The sequence below is a fragment of the Curtobacterium luteum genome, from assembly GCF_014646995.1.
GTDB classification, from domain to species: domain Bacteria; phylum Actinomycetota; class Actinomycetes; order Actinomycetales; family Microbacteriaceae; genus Curtobacterium; species Curtobacterium luteum.
In genome coordinates this window covers 166,480-181,164 of sequence record NZ_BMOI01000002.1, presented here as the reverse complement: position 1 = coordinate 181,164, position 14,685 = coordinate 166,480, and the positions used below count along the sequence as shown (strand labels likewise).

Below are 14,685 nucleotides of genomic sequence, written 5' to 3'. Positions count from 1 at the left end.
AGCGGAGCCGCACCCGTCGGCTCAACGGAGCCGCACCCGTCGGCTCAGCGGAGCCGTGCCCGGAGCAGGAGGGAGTCGCCGTGCACGGGGTCGTGCTCGCGTTCGCCGGTGTCGACGAACCCCAGCTTGCCGAGCACGGTGAGCGACGCAGTGTTCCACTCACGCACCGTCGCGACCAGGTGTTCGTGGCCGACCTCCGCGGCCCGGGCGACGACCGCTCGGGCGGCCTCGGTCGCGTACCCGTGGCCCCAGGACGTCCGGAGGAACTCGAACGCCAGCTCGGGGTCCCCGGACCGGGCGACGCTGTCCCGCACCAGGCCGCAGTACCCGATCGGGGCCTCGTCCTCGACCAGTTCCACGACGAGGAGGCCCGGCGTCGGCTCCGGCTCGTAGCCGAGGATCCAGGCCTCCATGTCCGCGAGCGAGGGGCTGCCGTCCGCTGTCAGACGCCGACCCGCCGGCACACGAGGGTCGCGTTCCGCCCAGAGCCGACGGCGGAACGCGGCGTCCGCGACGGTCCACGGCCGGAGCCGCAGCCGCTCGGAGCGGAGCCCGTCGTGCTCCTGCGTCCCCCTCGCCCGTCCCATCCGAGCAGTATGGTCCAGGAGCGTGCCGACCGTGCTCGACCTCCCGCTGCTGACGGACCGTTTCGTCCTCGCCCCGCTCGGCGCCGCCGAACGGACGGCCTTCACGGCGTACCGCCGTGATCCGGCCGTCGCGCGGTTCCAGTCGTGGTCACCGGCCTGGAGGCACTGGGTCACCTCGTCGACGCCCTGTTCCGTCAGCAGACTGCGCACCGGGTCACCACGATGACCGACGCCCGCAACGAGGCGGCACCTCGGCTGTTCCGGCGGCCTGGGTTCCGGCACGAGGGGCGCGTGACGACGGACGCGGGCCTGCCGGCCCCCCGCTCGGCGAGCGCTCGGCGGGTCGAGCCCTGTGCTTGCCGCCGCCGACTGACGGTCGGAGGCTCTCCACGGGCATGAATCGTCGGTAGGTCGATCGGGAGTCGGGCGCTCCATCCCGTGCCGGCCCCGCGGCCGCCGCGAGTCCTGCCGAGAGCAGGTCCACGAGCGCGGGCTGCTGCGCGTGTGCTCGGGCGTGGGTGCTGGTGAACACGATCGTGCGCATCCGTTCTGGCCTTCCGACCTCGTCTCTGCAGGGTCGTTGCGGATCCGGTGAAACGGTTCAAGCTGCGCAGCGCAACCGGACGCGGCGGCCACCGTTCGCCCTGCACGATGACGCCTAGCGCGCGAACCGGTACGCCGCCCCGTCGTCCGTCCGCTCGAACAGCCCGTGGTCGACCGCGTCACGCCGGACGACCGCGACGTCCTCGGCGAACATCGCGATGGCGGCGTTCAGCACCGGTTCGCTGACCGGGCGGTCCCGCCCGAGGCGGTCACCCACGATCCCGACGATCCGCAGCGACAGCGGGACCCGTTCGGCCTCGGCGTGCGGCATGCGTCCGATGCGGTCGAACTCGAGCGCGGCCGCGGGTGCCTGCAGCAGCTGCAGCGTCCGCGCGGTCGAACCGAGCAGCGCGCGGTCGGGGCCGTCCTCGTCGACCCAGTCGAAGGCGTCGACCGCGGTTCGGGTCCGGTCGTCGAGCACGCCGTCGCCGACGACCGCGGAGCGGAGCGTCGGACTCGCGAGCACGGCCACCGCCTGCCGCGCCCGCGCCACCGCCCGAGCGACGTCGGAGGGCCCGGCCGCCCGCCCGTCGGACGGCCCGGCCGCCCGCCCGTCGGAGGGCCCGGCCGGAGACGCTCCGCCGGCCATCAGAAGTACGTGATGCCGTGCGGCGTCCGGGCGGGCAGGAGCATCGCGCGGAGCCGGGTGACCGCGGCGGGGTCGGCGGCGCGCACGAGTCCGGCGGCGGCGAGCGTCACGGGCGACACCGACCCGATGAGCAGCGCACCGAGGTCGGCGACGTCGAGTCGGACGTCCGCGTCGTCGACGGGGGAGTCGTCCGTGCGCGTGACGGTCCCGCGACCGTCGACCACGTCGAGCCGGTAGGTGCCGGTGGCGTGGCCGAGGGCGTCGTCGACCGCCAGCGTCAGCGACCCGTCGACGGCGAACGGCCGCGACCCGAGCACGGCCGGGACGTCGAGGACGCGCAGCCAGACGTGGTCCTCCTCGTGGTCGACGTCGTGGGCGCGGTTGTCGCCGAGCGCCGCGACGATCGGGTCGTCGAGGCGGGAGCGGCGGTACCGCACCACGTCGTTGAGGTCGATCGACAGCAGGAACTCCCAGAGGGACAGGTACGCCTCGTCGGTCGCGTAGACGAGGTCGACGACCTCGAGCACGGTGTCGTCGTCGCGGCCGTGGCCCTCCGTGACCCGCCAGGTCACGTAGCCGTCGACGTCCCCGGACGCCTCGGGCCGGTGCACCGCTGCCCGGACGTCGCGCGCGGGCTCGCCGTCGGACCCGCGCAGGCCGAGGGCGACCGGCCACGTGCCGGTGTTGCGCACCATCGAGCCCGGGGTGCGGGCGTCGAAGCGGGCGAAGACGTCCCGCGCGGGACCCGCCTCGAGCCACTCGGGCGTGACGACGGTGACGACACCGGAGGTCGGCGCGAGCAGCGGCAGCGCCCGGGCACGACGGACGTGGACGGCCCGCTCGCGGATCGCGCAGCCGAAGCCGAAGCGCCGGTAGATCGTGCCCTCCGAAGCGGTGAGGGACGCCATCGGGTACCCCTCGGAGACGCCCTGCTCGAGCGCGTGCGTCATCATCGCCCGGAGGATGCCCCGGCGCCGCTCGGTCGGCCGGACGGTCACGGCGGAGATCGCCTGCGTGTCGACCGTCGAGCCGTCGCCCCAGCTCAGGGCCTTGCGGAACCAGGCAAAGGTTCCGGCCGGCCACGTCTCGTCGACGGAGCCGGGCAGCGGACGGCGCACGTACGCACCGAGCCAGGTCTGGTCGTCTGCGGCGTACTCGGCGACCGCCGTGGCGGCGTGCTCCGGCTTCGGGTGCGTCTCGTGGAAGCCGAGGCCGACGGCGCGCATCCACGCGTCCGTCTCGTCCGTGGGCGTCCCCTGCTCGTCGAGTGCGGGCGCGATCGTCCGCAGCTCGTACCGTTCGTCGAATGCCTCGTTGCTCACGTCCCCGACACTATCGGGAGCCCGCGACAGCGCGACAGCGCTCCGGGCGCGGCAGGGCACCGGACTGGAGGCGCGGGTCGGCCCCGCCGCGACGGCGCGCCTGGTCGAGGTGGGCCGTCAGGGGGTGCCGCGCCGCGCCTCCTGGGCGATGACCTCGTCGAGGTCCGAGAGCTTCCGCATCTGCTGCAGGGGACGCGCCATCCGGTTGTTGTGGCGCAGGGCGGGCTCGGTCCGCGCCAGGAACGCCCAGTACCCGGCGGTGAAGGGGCAGGCGTCCTCGCCGACCCGCTTCGTCGGGTCGTAGCGGCAGCCGCCGCAGTGGTCGGACATCCGGTCGATGTAGCGCCCTCCGGAGGCGTAGGGCTTGGTGGCGACCATCCCGCCGTCCGCATGCTGGGACATCCCGATGATGTTCGCCGGCATCACCCAGTCGGTGCCGTCGACGAAGACGTCGGTGAACCACTCGGTCAGGTGGACCGGGTCGTAGCCGCGCTGGAGGGCGAAGTTCCCGAGCACCATGAGCCGCTGGATGTGGTGCAGCCAGCCGTGGTCGTGCAGCCCCTCGATCGCCGTGCGGAGGCAGGCGGCGTCGATGTCGGATGCGTCGAGTTCCTGCCACCAGCGGGGGAGCCGCTCGTGTGCGTCGAGGGCGTTCTCGGACGCACCGTAGTCGTCGCCGAACCACCAGTAGAGGTGCCACACGTAGTCGCGCCACCCGGCGATCTGGCGGACGAACCCCTCGACGCTCGAGAGTGGTGCGTCGTCGTCGCGGTGTGCCACGAGCGCGGCCTCGATCGCGTCGCGCGGGTCCAGCACGCCGAGGTTCATCGGCACGCTCAGCAGCGAGTGCGCCATCGTCCAGTCGTTCGTGAGCGTGGCGTCCTCGAACGGCCCGAAGTCGTTCAGTCGGGTGCGCACGAAGTCGTCGAGGGCGTGGTGTGCTTCCTCGGGGGTCACGGCGAAGCGGCGTCGGTCGTCCGCCCCGACGAACCGGGCGAGCTCGTCGTGCTCCCACCGGTCGAGGTCCCGCCGGACCTCCTCGTCGACCTCGTCCTCCTCGGGCCACCACGGCTCCGGGAGGCCGAGCGTCGTGGCGCCCTTCGGCGGCGACTCGCGGTTCTGGTCGTCGAGGCTGAACTTCCCGCCGACCGGCTTGTCCGAGTGCATCAGCCAGCCCTCGCGCTTGCGCACGCGCTCGTAGAACGCCTCCATCCGGAACCGGCCGGTGCCCTGTGCGGCCCACTCCGCGAACTCGTCCTCGTCGGTGACGAACCCGCGGCTCGGCAGCACCTCGGTGCCCTTGCCCCAGTGCCGCACCTGTGCGCGGAGCGTCCGCGACGGCGGGTCGACGACCTCGAGGTCGCTGCGACCGACGAGGGCCTCCTTCAGCGTCTCGACCTGGACGTGCTCGACCCGGTCGCCCTCGCCGGCGTCCCGGAGCGCCTGCACACGGTGCCGGAGCGCGCTCAACCAGAGGTGCGCCTTCGCGCGGTGCATCGGACGCGCGGTGAAGAACTCGCGGGCCTCGACCACGAGGAGCGGGCCGCCGTCGTCGAAGTCCGGGCCGTACTGGCCGGGGAGGATCAGGCGGCGGCGCTGGTCGGTCATGCGCCGGACGGTACGCGAGCGCCCGGGGCCCGGCGCGGGGCGTCCCCCGACTCCACGGCGACTCCGCGGGTGGCGCGCGATGTGTAGGGTGACGGGCATGCAGTGCCGCTGAACCGTTCCCCGACTCCCACCCGTGCGCCGCTCGGCGCCGTCGAAAGGTTCAGCATGCCCTCCACTCTCCCGCCCCGGCACCCGTCTCTGCCCCTGGCCGGCAAGACCGCCCTCGTCACCGGTGTCTCGCGCCGCCGCGGCATCGGGTTCGCCGTCGCCGCGAAGCTCGCCGACCTCGGCGCGAGCATCGTCGTGCACCACCACCGCCCCCACGACCTCGACCTGCCGTGGGGCGGTGACGACCTCGACGCCGTCCGTGCCGGCCTCCGCGAGCACCTGACCGACGGCGCCCGGTTCGCGGACCTCCCGGGTGACCTGTCGGACCCGTCCACGATCCCGGCGCTGATCGACACGGCAGCTGCGCTCACCGGCGACCTCGACGTGCTCGTCTGCAACCACGCCAAGAGCGGCGGCGACGGCAGCATCCTCGACATGACCCCCGAGCGGCTCAGCGCGTTCTGGGAGGTCAACACCCGGGCGACGCTCCTGCTCACCGCCGAGTTCGCCCGGCGCCGGGCACCGCGGACGGAGACGCCGCGGCGCCCCGGCGACCGGATCGCGGGGTCGGGACCGTACGACGAGGCCCAGGGACACGTCTTCTGGATGACCTCGGGACAGATCCACGGCGCGATGATCGGCGAGGTCGCCTACGCCGCGAGCAAGGCCGCGCTCGCCGGGGTCACCGCCACCGTCGCCAAGGAGTTGCTCGAGCTCGGCATCGTGCTCAACACGGTCAACCCCGGGCCGGTCAACACGGGCTACATGGACCCGGAGACGACCGACCGGTCGCTCGACGGGCTCGACGAGTACCTCGCGAGCACGCCGTTCGGCCGGGTCGGGAGGCCGCAGGACCCGGCCGAGCTCATCGGGTGGCTGGCGACGTCGTCCGGCAGCTGGGTGGTGGGGCAGGTACTGACGTCTGACGGCGGCTTCTCGTTGTAGTCCGGTCCCGCGGTCGGTCGCCCCTACCCGCGGCGCTCAGTCCGTGGCACCCTTCGGCGGGTCGACGAGCAACGCCACCCGGTCCGCGAGGTACCCCTCGAGCGGCACCGCGTCGCCCGCCGTGGGGGACCACCGGACGAACGGCTCATCGCCCTCGACGAAGAGCACCCCGTCCGACCGGACCAGGGTCTCGTCGAGCGGGATCGGTGCCGCGCTGTGGTTCACGGTGTCACCCGGGGCGGAGTGCCCCTTCTGCGCTGCCGCCCGGTAGGCCCGGCGCACCTCGGCCGACACCGACACGAACTGCGACCGCCCCGGTTCGGTGACGCGGGTGATGCGGCCGGTCGCCCAGACCCGCTCGGCCGTCTCGGGGGAGGAGCCGAGCAGCAGCGCGCCGACCCGCCACACCCGGCCGAGCGAGCGGATCGTGGGATCGCGCCTGATGCCGAGGAGCGCCCTCGGCTCGACGTACTCGCCGAGGGCCTCGTCACGGGCGTCCGCGGCGTCGAGCGCCCGTGTCGCCTCTGCGAGCAGCGCCTTCGCCCGAGCAACTCCGTCCGTCACGGTCCCCGAGCGTAGCCCCGTGGGCCGGGGCGCCGCGCCGTGCGACGCCGCCCGCCCGCCGTCACACCGCGCAGCACGGCCGCTGGAATGCGCCTGCACGCCCTACCGTTGCACCGACCGGAGACGAGGAGGGCCCATGGGCATCGTGCGGTGGTTGTTCGACGCGCAGATCGTCATCGGCGACCAGACCGTGCTCTGGCGCGAGGTGATCGGCAACGTGTTCGGCCTGCTCAGCGCCCTCGGGGGCATGCGCCGCAAGGTCTGGGCGTGGCCGGTCGGCATCCTCGGCAACGCACTCCTCTTCACCGTCTTCATGGGGTCGCTCTTCGACACCCCGAACCCGGTGAACCTGCTCGGCCAGGCCGGCCGCCAGGTGATGTTCATCGTCGTGAGCGTGTACGGCTGGTACCGCTGGACGCACCGTCCTGCGGAGGCGACGACCGTGATCGACCCGAGCTGGGCCTCCTGGCGGACCCGCGGACTGCTCGTCCTGGGCATGGTGGGCGGCACCGCGCTCCTGACCCCCCTGTTCCGCGCCCTCGGCTCGTACGAGCCGGTCTGGAGCGACGCGTGGATCTTCGTCGGGTCGCTCCTCGCGACCTACGGCATGGCGAAGGGGTGGGTGGAGTTCTGGCTCATCTGGGTCGCCGTCGACCTCGTCGGCGTCCCGCTGCTGTTCTCGGCCGGCTACTACGCGTCCGGGCTGATGTACGTCTTCTACGGCGTCTTCACGCTGACCGGATTCTTCGTCTGGATGCGGCAGCGCACCCGGCCGTCAGCGGCGCCGGTGACGGTCGGCTGACGGCCGGGAGGCACGGCTCGGATCCGCCACGGACCGCGCGTTCCCCACCGGTCACCGCGACACCCCCGGTCGGGTTGCAGACATCTGCTCACTCTTCGGGTGCAATGGGCGGATGACCGAGAACCACGCGGCCGCGCTCGAGGACGAACAGTCGCTCGCGGAGCGGATCGTCCGGGGCGCCATCCGCGCCTACCGGCTGCACCCGTTCGACCAGGTCGACGCCGCCGTCGTCGCCGAGGTGGCCGGGGTGCCCCTCGACGCCGTCGCCCGCGTCTTCCCGACCTGGGACGCGCTGCTGCTCGTCACCTACGACCGTTGGACCCAGCTCCGGGGAACGCGACGCACCGTGCAACCGAGCTGCACCATCGAGCACCTCCGGATGACCCTCGCCGAGGACGTCGCCGACCCCGGGCTCGTCCGGGTGCTCGCGGGCGTGATCAACATCGCCGCCGCGGAGACCGGGTTCGCGGAGCTGTTCCGCAAGCGGTTCGAGGAGTACGTCGGCAACCTGACGCGAGGCCTGCAGCGCGACTTCGACGCCGACGTCGAGCAGGCGGTGGTCCCGGCCGACGTCGCCGCGACCCAGCTCCTCGCCGTCTACGAGGGCCTGCAGATCCAGATGCTCGTGCGCCCGCACGTCGACGTCCTCGTCGAGTACGACCGGGCGGTCCGCACGCTGCGGCAGGGCTGGCGGCAGCGCGAGGTGCCGGCGTGGGACCTCGACGACGCGCCCGCGCAGCAAGCCGGGTCGGCGGCGCCCGCTCCGGCGCAGGGTGCTGCTCCGGTCTCGCCGCCGAGCGTCACCGAGCGGTCGGCCGTCCGCGACGCCACGACGCGATCTGCTTGAGGGTCACCTTCGACCCGTACTGCGCGACCGAGTGCCGGAACAGGTACTGCGCGAACCACAGCAGCGCCGCAGCGACCACGTAGACGATCACGATGCAGACGATCGACTCGGTGACGCTGAGCGATCCCACCGCGTTCCGCACCATGGCGGTCACCGGGGTGAACGTCGGGAAGTACGTGAAGAACGCGGCGACCGGCGACGTCGGGTTCGTGGCCACGAAGAACACCGCGTAGACCGGGATGATCAGGGCGAAGATCGCGGCCGACTGCAGCGACGAGGCGTCCTTGATCGACGGGACCGCGGCACCGACGCTGACGAACAGCCCGGAGGCGAGCAGCACCCCGCCGACGAGCAAGAGTGCACCCACGAGCATCCGCCAGGGGTCGACGACGATCCCGCCGAGTCGCGACGCGAACAGGGGGAGCGCGACCGCGAAGGTCACGAGCCCGGGCAGCAGGAACACTCCGATCTGGACGAGCCCGACCAGCAGCATGGCGATGACCTTGCCGCGGATGAGGTCCCCGGCGGTCACCGTCGTGAGGATCATCTCCGAGATCCGGTTCTCCTTCTCCTCGACGACCACGGTGACCATGCGTGCCGCGAGCAGGATCACGAGCCCGAAGAACGCCGCCGCGAACAGCGCCGGCGGCAGCACCGACAACCACCCCGGGGCGACCGCGCCGTCGGCGTAGGTCGTCACCGTCGTGTCCGGCGGGTCGCGGAGGAGCTGCACGGCCTGCGGGTCGTCCACCGCGGCCGCGACGCTCTGCTCGACCACCCGCTCCGCGAGCGACGAGTACCGCCCGTTGCCGAAGAGTCCGCGGTCGGCGGCCTCCACCCGGATCGGTGCGGTCGCGGGTGACTCGGGGAACTCGATGAAGGCGTCGAGCCGGCCGGCACGGACTGCCGCGCTGTCCGCCGCGGCGTCGGTGGAGCGGGTCCCACCCCACTTCGCGGCGACTTGCTCGGACACGAGTCCGGAGTGGTCGACGTAGCGGAACGGGGTCTTCGTCGCGGAGCTGTTCGACACGACCGAGTCCGCGCCGGCCGACTGCCCGAGGCCGACGAGCAGCGTCACGAGCACGATCACCACGGGCAGCGCCAGGGTGCCGATCCAGAACGCGGGCTTCTTGACGGCGCGGACGAACTCGAACCGCACGACCGTCCCGAGCCGGCTCACGCTGCTGCTCCCTGCCGCGGCTCGTCGGCGACCAGGTCTTCGCCGGCGTCGTGCCCGTAGACCTGCACGAAGATCTCGTCGAGGGGGATCCGCCGCATCTCGAAGCCGGTCACGTGGACCCCGGTACCGACCAACGAGGCGAGGATGTCCGACCCGTCCGCGGCGGCGGCACGCGTCGGGACGAGGTAGGCGACGTGACCCTCGTGCCGGGCGAGTCGGTAGAGCGGGGACGGGGGCACCGGACCGTCGAGGCCGACCTTCGCGACGGCGCCGCCGAAGGCGTCCTGCACGTCCGGGATGGACCCGTACGCGGCCGCCGTGCCGTCCTTGAGCAGGAGGATCCGGTCGCAGAGCCGCTCGACCTCGTCCATGTGGTGCGTGACGAGGACCACCGTCGCGCCGTCGGCCTTCCGCTCGTCGACCAGGTCGAGCAGCAGGCGACGGTTCACCGGGTCGAGACCCTTCGTCGGCTCGTCGAGGATGAGCAGGCGCGGCCGGTCCATGATCGTGATGCCGAGCTGCACCTTCTGCTGCTGGCCGCCGGAGAGCTTGTCGACGCGGAGCTTCGCGCGGTCGGCGAGCCCGACCCGTGCCAGGTACTCGGAGCTCCACGCGGCGGCCTCGGCGCGCCCGAGACCACGGAGCTGCCCGAAGTAGGTCATCACGTCGATGACGGACTCCTTGCGGTAGAGGCCGCGCTCCTCGGGCAGGTAGCCGATGCCGCCGGTCGCCGGCCTGTAGGGGTGTCCGTCGATCGTGAGCGAGCCGGACGACGGCGTCGTGATGCCGAGCAGTGCCCGGATCGTCGTGGTCTTGCCGGAGCCGTTGCTGCCGAGGAGGCCGAAGGTCTCGCCGGGAGAGACGTCGAAGGACAACCCGTCCACCACCGTGCGGTCCCCGAACCGCATGACGAAGTCGTGTACCTCGATGCTCGCCCCACTCATGCACGTGACCCTACCGGCGCTCGCTCGACGACTGGTACTTGCCAACGTGGAAAGTACTTGCGAGGATGGAGAACAGAGAGGGGAACCCATGACCGAGATCCAGCCGTCCGAGGCCCGCGCACTGCTGACGCAGGCCGACCGACTCTCCCGCCGCGCACACGATGCCGTGCGGTGGCCCTACGTGGCGTTCATCGTGGCGCTGGGCGCCACGACGTCGCTCGGCACCTTCGCGATGGGCCTCGGCACCGGGCGTGCCTTCGGGGCCGCGTACTTCGGCACCATCACGGTCGTCACGGCGCTCGTGCTCTGGTTCACGATCGCCATCCGCGGCCGTTCGGCCTTCGCCCGCGGGCGCCGGTGGACGGCGTACATCGCGGCCTGGGCGGTCACGTACTGCGCCGCGATCGCCGTCGTCGCGTGGGTCCACGGCTCCGTGCTGTGGTCTGCCGTCACCTCAGGTGCCGTCCTCGTCGTCGCGATCGCCTGCGCGGCGTGGGAGTCGCGATCGTGACCACCACCGACGGGGCGCACCCGCGACACCGGCTCGACGACCTCCTGCAGAACCCGGTGCGGTTCTCGGTCGTCGCCGCGCTCGACCGCGCCGGCACGCTCGGCTTCCGCGAGGTCCGGGACGCCGTCGAGGTCACCGACTCGGCGCTCAGCAAGCAGGTGAGCGCACTCGAGGCCGCCGGCTACGTCGCGGTGTCGAAGGGTTTCGTGGGGAAGACACCGCGCACGTCGCTGACGCTCACGAGAGCGGGGCGGGCGGCATGGCGCGCGCACCTCGCGGCGCTGCGGGAGATCGCGGGCCCGCCGGACGCGGACCGCTGACGCGACCGCCTGACGGACTGGCGCGCCCGGCTCAGCGGCAACGCGAAGCGTTGCGCCGGGCGCGCCGACCGAGCCTGCGAGGGAGGACGGTGCCTGCCCGCACCGTGCCTCCAGTCCGTCTCCTGGTCGCGTCGAGGACGCGCGCGTCCGTCAGGACCGCAACCAGGCCGTCCCCACACCCGACAGTGCGCCGTCTGCCACCGGCGCGGAGGCGAGCAGGAGCTCGCCGGAGGGGAGGTCGTACGGCTCGTCGCCGAACACGGTCACACTCGTCCACCCGTTCGGACGGCGGAACGCGAGCACGTCGTCGCGGCCGGTCTCGAGCCACTCGAGGTGTTCCTCGGACTGCAGCTGGCCGCGGAGCCCGAGGGCCTTCCGGTAGAGGTTCAGCGTCGAGTCGGGGTCGGCGTCCTCGGCCTCGACCGAGGAATCCGCGAACCAGGCTGGCTGCGGCAGGTGCGAGCCGCCCGCGCCGAAGCCGAAGGACGACCCCTGTCGGGTCCACGGGATCGGCACGCGGCAGCCGTCACGGCCGACGTCGACGCCCGGGTTCCGGAAGAACGCGGGGTCCTGTCGTTCGGCGTCGGGGATGTCGCCGACCTCGTGCAGGCCGAGCTCCTCGCCCTGGTACAGGTAGGCGGACCCTGGGAGCGCGAGTTCGAGCAGCGTCGCGGCCCGGGCACGGCGGAGACCGAGGTCCCGGTCGAGGTCGTCCTGGGAGCCGCCGGCGAGCAGCCACGCCGAACCCTGCTTCTCCTCGGCGCCGTTCCGGGCCGGGAGCGCGTAGCGGGTGGCGTGCCGGACGACGTCGTGGTTCGAGAACACCCACGTCGTCGACGATCCGGACTGCTCCGCGAGACCGAGGTTGAACTCGATGATCGTGCGGAACTGCGCGGCGTCGAAGTCGGCCTCGAGCAGGTCGAAGTTGAACGCCTGCCCGAGCCCCTCGGCGCTGGCGTAGCGGGCGCGGCGGTCGGCGGCGACCCACGCCTCGGCGACCGCGGTCCGTGCCGGCGTGTACTCGTCGAAGACCTTCCGCCACTCGGCGTAGATCTCGTGCACGTCGTCGCGGTCCCACAGGATGTGCTGCCCGTCCTTCGGGCTCGCGAGCACCTCGGCCCAGGTGGGCAGCGGCCCCTCGGGCAGGTCCTTCGCCAGGCCGTGCGCGACGTCGATGCGGAAGCCGTCGACCCCGCGGTCCGACCAGAACCGCAGCGTGTGCAGGAAGTCGTCGCGGACCTCGCGGTTCGCCCAGTTGAGGTCGGGCTGCTCCTTCGCGAAGTTGTGCAGGTACCACTGACCGTCGCCGACCGCGGTCCAGGCCGGGCCACCGAAGATCGACACCCAGTCGGCCGGCGGTTCCGCCCGGTCCGGACCGGACCCGTCACGGAACACGTAGCGGTCACGGGCGGGGGAGCCCGCCGGAGCGGCCAGCGCCTCACGGAACCACGCGTGCCGGTCGCTCGTGTGGTTCGGCACGACGTCGACGATGACGCGGATGCCTGCGCCGTGCAGCGCTGCGACCATCGCGTCGAAGTCGTCGAGCGTGCCGAGGCGCGGGTCGACGTCGCGGTAGTCGTCGACGTCGTAGCCGCCGTCGGCGAGGGCGGACGGGTAGAACGGGCTGAGCCAGACCGCCTCGACGCCGAGCGACGCCATGTAGGGCACCCGCTCGGTCACGCCGGGCAGGTCGCCGATGCCGTCGCCGTCCGCGTCCGCGAAGGAGCGCGGGTAGATCTGGTAGACGCTCGCCTGGCGCCACCAGGTCGCGTCGGCGGTGGATGCTGCGGGCTGGACTTCGGGGTCGAGCACGTCGGTCACGATGGGCCTTTCGGTATCGGGTTCGGGGTGGGTCGTGTCGGCTGAGCCGGTCACTTGATCGCGCCCTGCGTGACCCCGGCCATCACCCAGCGCTGCGTGAACAGGTAGACGATGATCGCCGGTGCCATCGCCATGAGGTACGAGGCGAACGACACGTTGTAGTTGTTGCTGAACTGCGTCTGGAACATCTGCTGCAGCACCGGCAGCGTCTGCAGCGCCGGGTCGGACGTGATGAGCGACGGCATCACGAAGTCGTTCCACGACGCGAGGAACGCGAAGATCCCGACCGTGGCGCTCATCGGCGCGAGCAGCGGGAACACCAGCCGCCAGAACACCTGGCCCGTGCTCGCGCCGTCGATGCGCGCGCTCTCCTCGAGCTCGGCCGGGATCGACCGGAGGAACGCGGTGAAGAGCAGCACGCTGAACGACAGCTGGAACATGACGTGCAGGATCGCGACGCCGATCGGGTTGTCGAGGTGCGCGAGGCCGGTGAGCTTCACCTGCGAGAGCGCGAGCACCGGGAACGGCAGGAACATCGCGGCGAGCAGGTAGAAGAACGACCAGCGGAACAGCCGGCGCTCCCAGTTCCGTGCGATCGCGAACGCCGTGAAGGAGGCGAGGAGGATCGTGCCGACGACGGTGATCGCCGCGACGAGCACGGAGACGCCGAACGCCCGCGGGAAGTCGGTCAGCTGCCACGCCTGCACGAACCCGTCGACGCTGAACGGCGCCGGCAGCGAGAACGCGTTGCCGTCGACAGCCTGGCTCGTCGTCTTGAAGGCCATCGTGATCGTCACGTAGAGCGGCACGAGCACGGACAGGGCGCAGAGGACGAGGACGACCGTGACGGGCCAGTTCGCGCGCTCGCCGCGGCGGCCGGCGTTCCGGTCGGCGTCGACGGAGCGGATCGTACCGGTCGCGGTGGTCCCCGGCTGGAGGGGTGCCTGGATGGTCATCAGAGCGCTGCCTTCCCGCGGGTCGCCCGCAGCTGGATCACGGCGATGACCACCGCGATGACGAAGAAGATCGTCGCGTTCGCCATCTGGTAGGCGTAGTCGCCGCCGTTGAAGCCCTTGAAGATCGACATCGCGACGCTGGTGGTCGAGGTGCCGGGGCCGCCGTCGGTGAGGCCGACGATGATGTCGTAGGAGTTCAGGAAGTTCTTGAACCCGATGATGAGGTTGATGAGGATGTAGCCCGCGGTGAGCGGCGCCGTGATCGACACGAGCTGCCGCCAGGCGCTCGCGCCGTCGAGGGCAGACGCCTCGTACACCTCGGCCGGGATCGAGAGCACGCCGGCGATGTAGATGAGCAGCGTCGACGGGATCGCCTGCCACGCGGTCACGACGACGACCGCGACCCAGGCCAGGTCCGGGTTCGCGAGGATGCTCTGTTCGAGCGGGGCGAAGCCGAGCGTGGTCGCGAGCGCCGGCAGGCTGTTCGCGAAGAGGAACGAGAACACGTAGGCGATGACGATGCCCGAGATCACCATGGGCAGGACGAACACGGCGCGGAGCGCGATCTTGCCGCGGATCTTCGAGGTCAGGGCGATCGCGAGGAGGAACGCGAGCGCGTTGACGACGAGGACCGTCACGAGCGAGAAGCCGATCGTGAAGAGGTACGCCTGCAGGATCGCCGGGTCGCTGAACACGGCGACGTAGTTCGTCAGGCCGATGAACCGGAAGTCACCGAACCCGACGGAGTCGGTGAAGCTCAGCACGATGCCCATCACGGCGGGGAGCGTGATCGCCAGCGTGAAGAGCAGGAGGGTGGGGATCAGGAAGACGAGGAAGAGCGGGTCGACGCGGTTGCGCCCGGTGCGCAGTCCGGTGCGTCCGGCGCCTCGTCGGGACTGGAAGCGCGGTGCGGCTCCGCCCCGTCGGCGGCTGCCCGCCGTCGTGACGGATTCTGTCGTGGTGGTGGCCAAGGTCGTC

At 72.0% G+C, this 14,685-nt stretch carries 16 protein-coding genes; 6 read left to right on the top strand and 10 right to left on the bottom strand.

Annotated elements, in window-relative coordinates:
- Positions 1 to 44 precede the first annotated feature (44 nt).
- Positions 45 to 587, bottom strand: coding sequence for a GNAT family N-acetyltransferase (locus IEY20_RS04245; protein ID WP_175328137.1), 543 nt, complete (start codon positions 585 to 587; stop codon positions 45 to 47).
- Between the two features lie 22 nt (positions 588 to 609).
- Here IEY20_RS04245 and IEY20_RS04240 point away from each other — a divergent pair, with 22 nt between their 5' ends.
- Entirely contained in the window at positions 610 to 813 is a 204-nt protein-coding gene (locus tag IEY20_RS04240) for a hypothetical protein (RefSeq protein ID WP_175328138.1), read from the top strand.
- Between the two features lie 432 nt (positions 814 to 1,245).
- Here the strand turns inward: IEY20_RS04240 and IEY20_RS04235 are convergent, their stop codons facing one another.
- The 3 genes from IEY20_RS04235 to IEY20_RS04225 form a co-directional block, all read right to left on the bottom strand.
- Positions 1,246 to 1,656 (bottom strand): DUF2087 domain-containing protein, encoded by a 411-nt coding sequence (locus IEY20_RS04235; protein WP_188888926.1) that lies wholly within the window; start codon positions 1,654 to 1,656, stop codon positions 1,246 to 1,248.
- A gap of 122 nt (positions 1,657 to 1,778) precedes the next feature.
- Entirely contained in the window at positions 1,779 to 3,101 is a 1,323-nt protein-coding gene (locus IEY20_RS04230; RefSeq protein WP_175328139.1) for a GNAT family N-acetyltransferase, read from the bottom strand.
- Between the two features lie 117 nt (positions 3,102 to 3,218).
- Complete coding sequence (locus IEY20_RS04225; RefSeq protein WP_175328140.1) at positions 3,219 to 4,709, bottom strand: cryptochrome/photolyase family protein; 1,491 nt, start codon at positions 4,707 to 4,709, stop codon at positions 3,219 to 3,221.
- Between the two features lie 165 nt (positions 4,710 to 4,874).
- Here IEY20_RS04225 and IEY20_RS04220 point away from each other — a divergent pair, with 165 nt between their 5' ends.
- On the top strand, positions 4,875 to 5,762 hold the full coding sequence (locus IEY20_RS04220; RefSeq protein ID WP_175328141.1) for an SDR family oxidoreductase: 888 nt from the start codon (positions 4,875 to 4,877) through the stop codon (positions 5,760 to 5,762).
- Positions 5,763 to 5,798: 36 nt separating this feature from the next.
- On the opposite strand, the gene IEY20_RS04215 is transcribed toward IEY20_RS04220, so the two are convergent.
- Positions 5,799 to 6,326 carry a hypothetical protein gene (locus tag IEY20_RS04215; RefSeq protein WP_175328142.1) on the bottom strand — a complete coding sequence of 176 codons (528 nt, stop codon included), beginning with the start codon at positions 6,324 to 6,326 and terminating at the stop codon, positions 5,799 to 5,801.
- Between the two features lie 136 nt (positions 6,327 to 6,462).
- On the opposite strand from IEY20_RS04215, the gene pnuC reads away from it, so the two are divergent.
- On the top strand, positions 6,463 to 7,128 hold the full coding sequence (gene pnuC / locus IEY20_RS04210) for a nicotinamide riboside transporter PnuC (protein ID WP_175328143.1): 666 nt from the start codon (positions 6,463 to 6,465) through the stop codon (positions 7,126 to 7,128).
- A gap of 112 nt (positions 7,129 to 7,240) precedes the next feature.
- Positions 7,241 to 7,975, top strand: a complete 735-nt coding sequence (locus tag IEY20_RS04205) for a hypothetical protein (protein WP_175328144.1) — start codon at positions 7,241 to 7,243, stop codon at positions 7,973 to 7,975.
- Here IEY20_RS04205 and IEY20_RS04200 read toward each other — a convergent pair.
- The gene (locus IEY20_RS04200; RefSeq protein WP_175328145.1) at positions 7,929 to 9,155 is read right to left on the bottom strand and encodes an ABC transporter permease; all 1,227 of its coding nucleotides are present in this window, start codon (positions 9,153 to 9,155) and stop codon (positions 7,929 to 7,931) included. The genes IEY20_RS04205 and IEY20_RS04200 overlap by 47 nt on opposite strands.
- Positions 9,152 to 10,099, bottom strand: coding sequence for an ABC transporter ATP-binding protein (locus IEY20_RS04195; RefSeq protein WP_175328146.1), 948 nt, complete (start codon positions 10,097 to 10,099; stop codon positions 9,152 to 9,154). Before IEY20_RS04195 ends, IEY20_RS04200 begins: the two co-directional genes overlap by 4 nt.
- 88 nt (positions 10,100 to 10,187) lie before the next feature.
- Here IEY20_RS04195 and IEY20_RS04190 point away from each other — a divergent pair, with 88 nt between their 5' ends.
- Both IEY20_RS04190 and IEY20_RS04185 read left to right on the top strand, forming a co-directional pair.
- Positions 10,188 to 10,610, top strand: a complete 423-nt coding sequence (locus IEY20_RS04190) for a chemotaxis protein CheY (protein WP_175328147.1) — start codon at positions 10,188 to 10,190, stop codon at positions 10,608 to 10,610.
- Positions 10,607 to 10,930 carry a winged helix-turn-helix domain-containing protein gene (locus tag IEY20_RS04185; RefSeq protein ID WP_031272560.1) on the top strand — a complete coding sequence of 108 codons (324 nt, stop codon included), beginning with the start codon at positions 10,607 to 10,609 and terminating at the stop codon, positions 10,928 to 10,930. Before IEY20_RS04190 ends, IEY20_RS04185 begins: the two co-directional genes overlap by 4 nt.
- A 150-nt stretch (positions 10,931 to 11,080) precedes the next feature.
- On the opposite strand, the gene IEY20_RS04180 is transcribed toward IEY20_RS04185, so the two are convergent.
- From IEY20_RS04180 to IEY20_RS04170, 3 genes are read right to left on the bottom strand one after another with little or no spacing between them, the layout of a single operon-like run.
- Positions 11,081 to 12,751, bottom strand: coding sequence for a glycoside hydrolase family 13 protein (locus IEY20_RS04180; protein WP_175328148.1), 1,671 nt, complete (start codon positions 12,749 to 12,751; stop codon positions 11,081 to 11,083).
- Positions 12,752 to 12,801: 50 nt separating this feature from the next.
- Positions 12,802 to 13,707: a carbohydrate ABC transporter permease gene (locus IEY20_RS04175; protein WP_175328149.1), complete on the bottom strand. Its 906-nt coding sequence runs from the start codon at positions 13,705 to 13,707 to the stop codon at positions 12,802 to 12,804.
- On the bottom strand, positions 13,707 to 14,678 hold the full coding sequence (locus IEY20_RS04170) for a carbohydrate ABC transporter permease (protein ID WP_175328150.1): 972 nt from the start codon (positions 14,676 to 14,678) through the stop codon (positions 13,707 to 13,709). Before IEY20_RS04170 ends, IEY20_RS04175 begins: the two co-directional genes overlap by 1 nt.
- Positions 14,679 to 14,685 lie beyond the last annotated feature (7 nt).

Excerpts from the sequence above, each read along its gene's own strand:
- IEY20_RS04175 (WP_175328149.1), bottom strand. The coding sequence starts at position 13,707 with ATGACCATCCAGGCACCCCTCCAGCCGGGGACCACCGCGACCGGTACG.
- IEY20_RS04205 (WP_175328144.1), top strand. The coding sequence starts at position 7,241 with ATGACCGAGAACCACGCGGCCGCGCTCGAGGACGAACAGTCGCTCGCG.
- IEY20_RS04225 (WP_175328140.1), bottom strand. The coding sequence starts at position 4,709 with ATGACCGACCAGCGCCGCCGCCTGATCCTCCCCGGCCAGTACGGCCCG.
- IEY20_RS04195 (WP_175328146.1), bottom strand. The coding sequence starts at position 10,099 with ATGAGTGGGGCGAGCATCGAGGTACACGACTTCGTCATGCGGTTCGGG.
- IEY20_RS04220 (WP_175328141.1), top strand. The coding sequence starts at position 4,875 with ATGCCCTCCACTCTCCCGCCCCGGCACCCGTCTCTGCCCCTGGCCGGC.
- IEY20_RS04190 (WP_175328147.1), top strand. The coding sequence starts at position 10,188 with ATGACCGAGATCCAGCCGTCCGAGGCCCGCGCACTGCTGACGCAGGCC.
- pnuC (WP_175328143.1), top strand. The coding sequence starts at position 6,463 with ATGGGCATCGTGCGGTGGTTGTTCGACGCGCAGATCGTCATCGGCGAC.
- IEY20_RS04245 (WP_175328137.1), bottom strand. The coding sequence starts at position 587 with ATGGGACGGGCGAGGGGGACGCAGGAGCACGACGGGCTCCGCTCCGAG.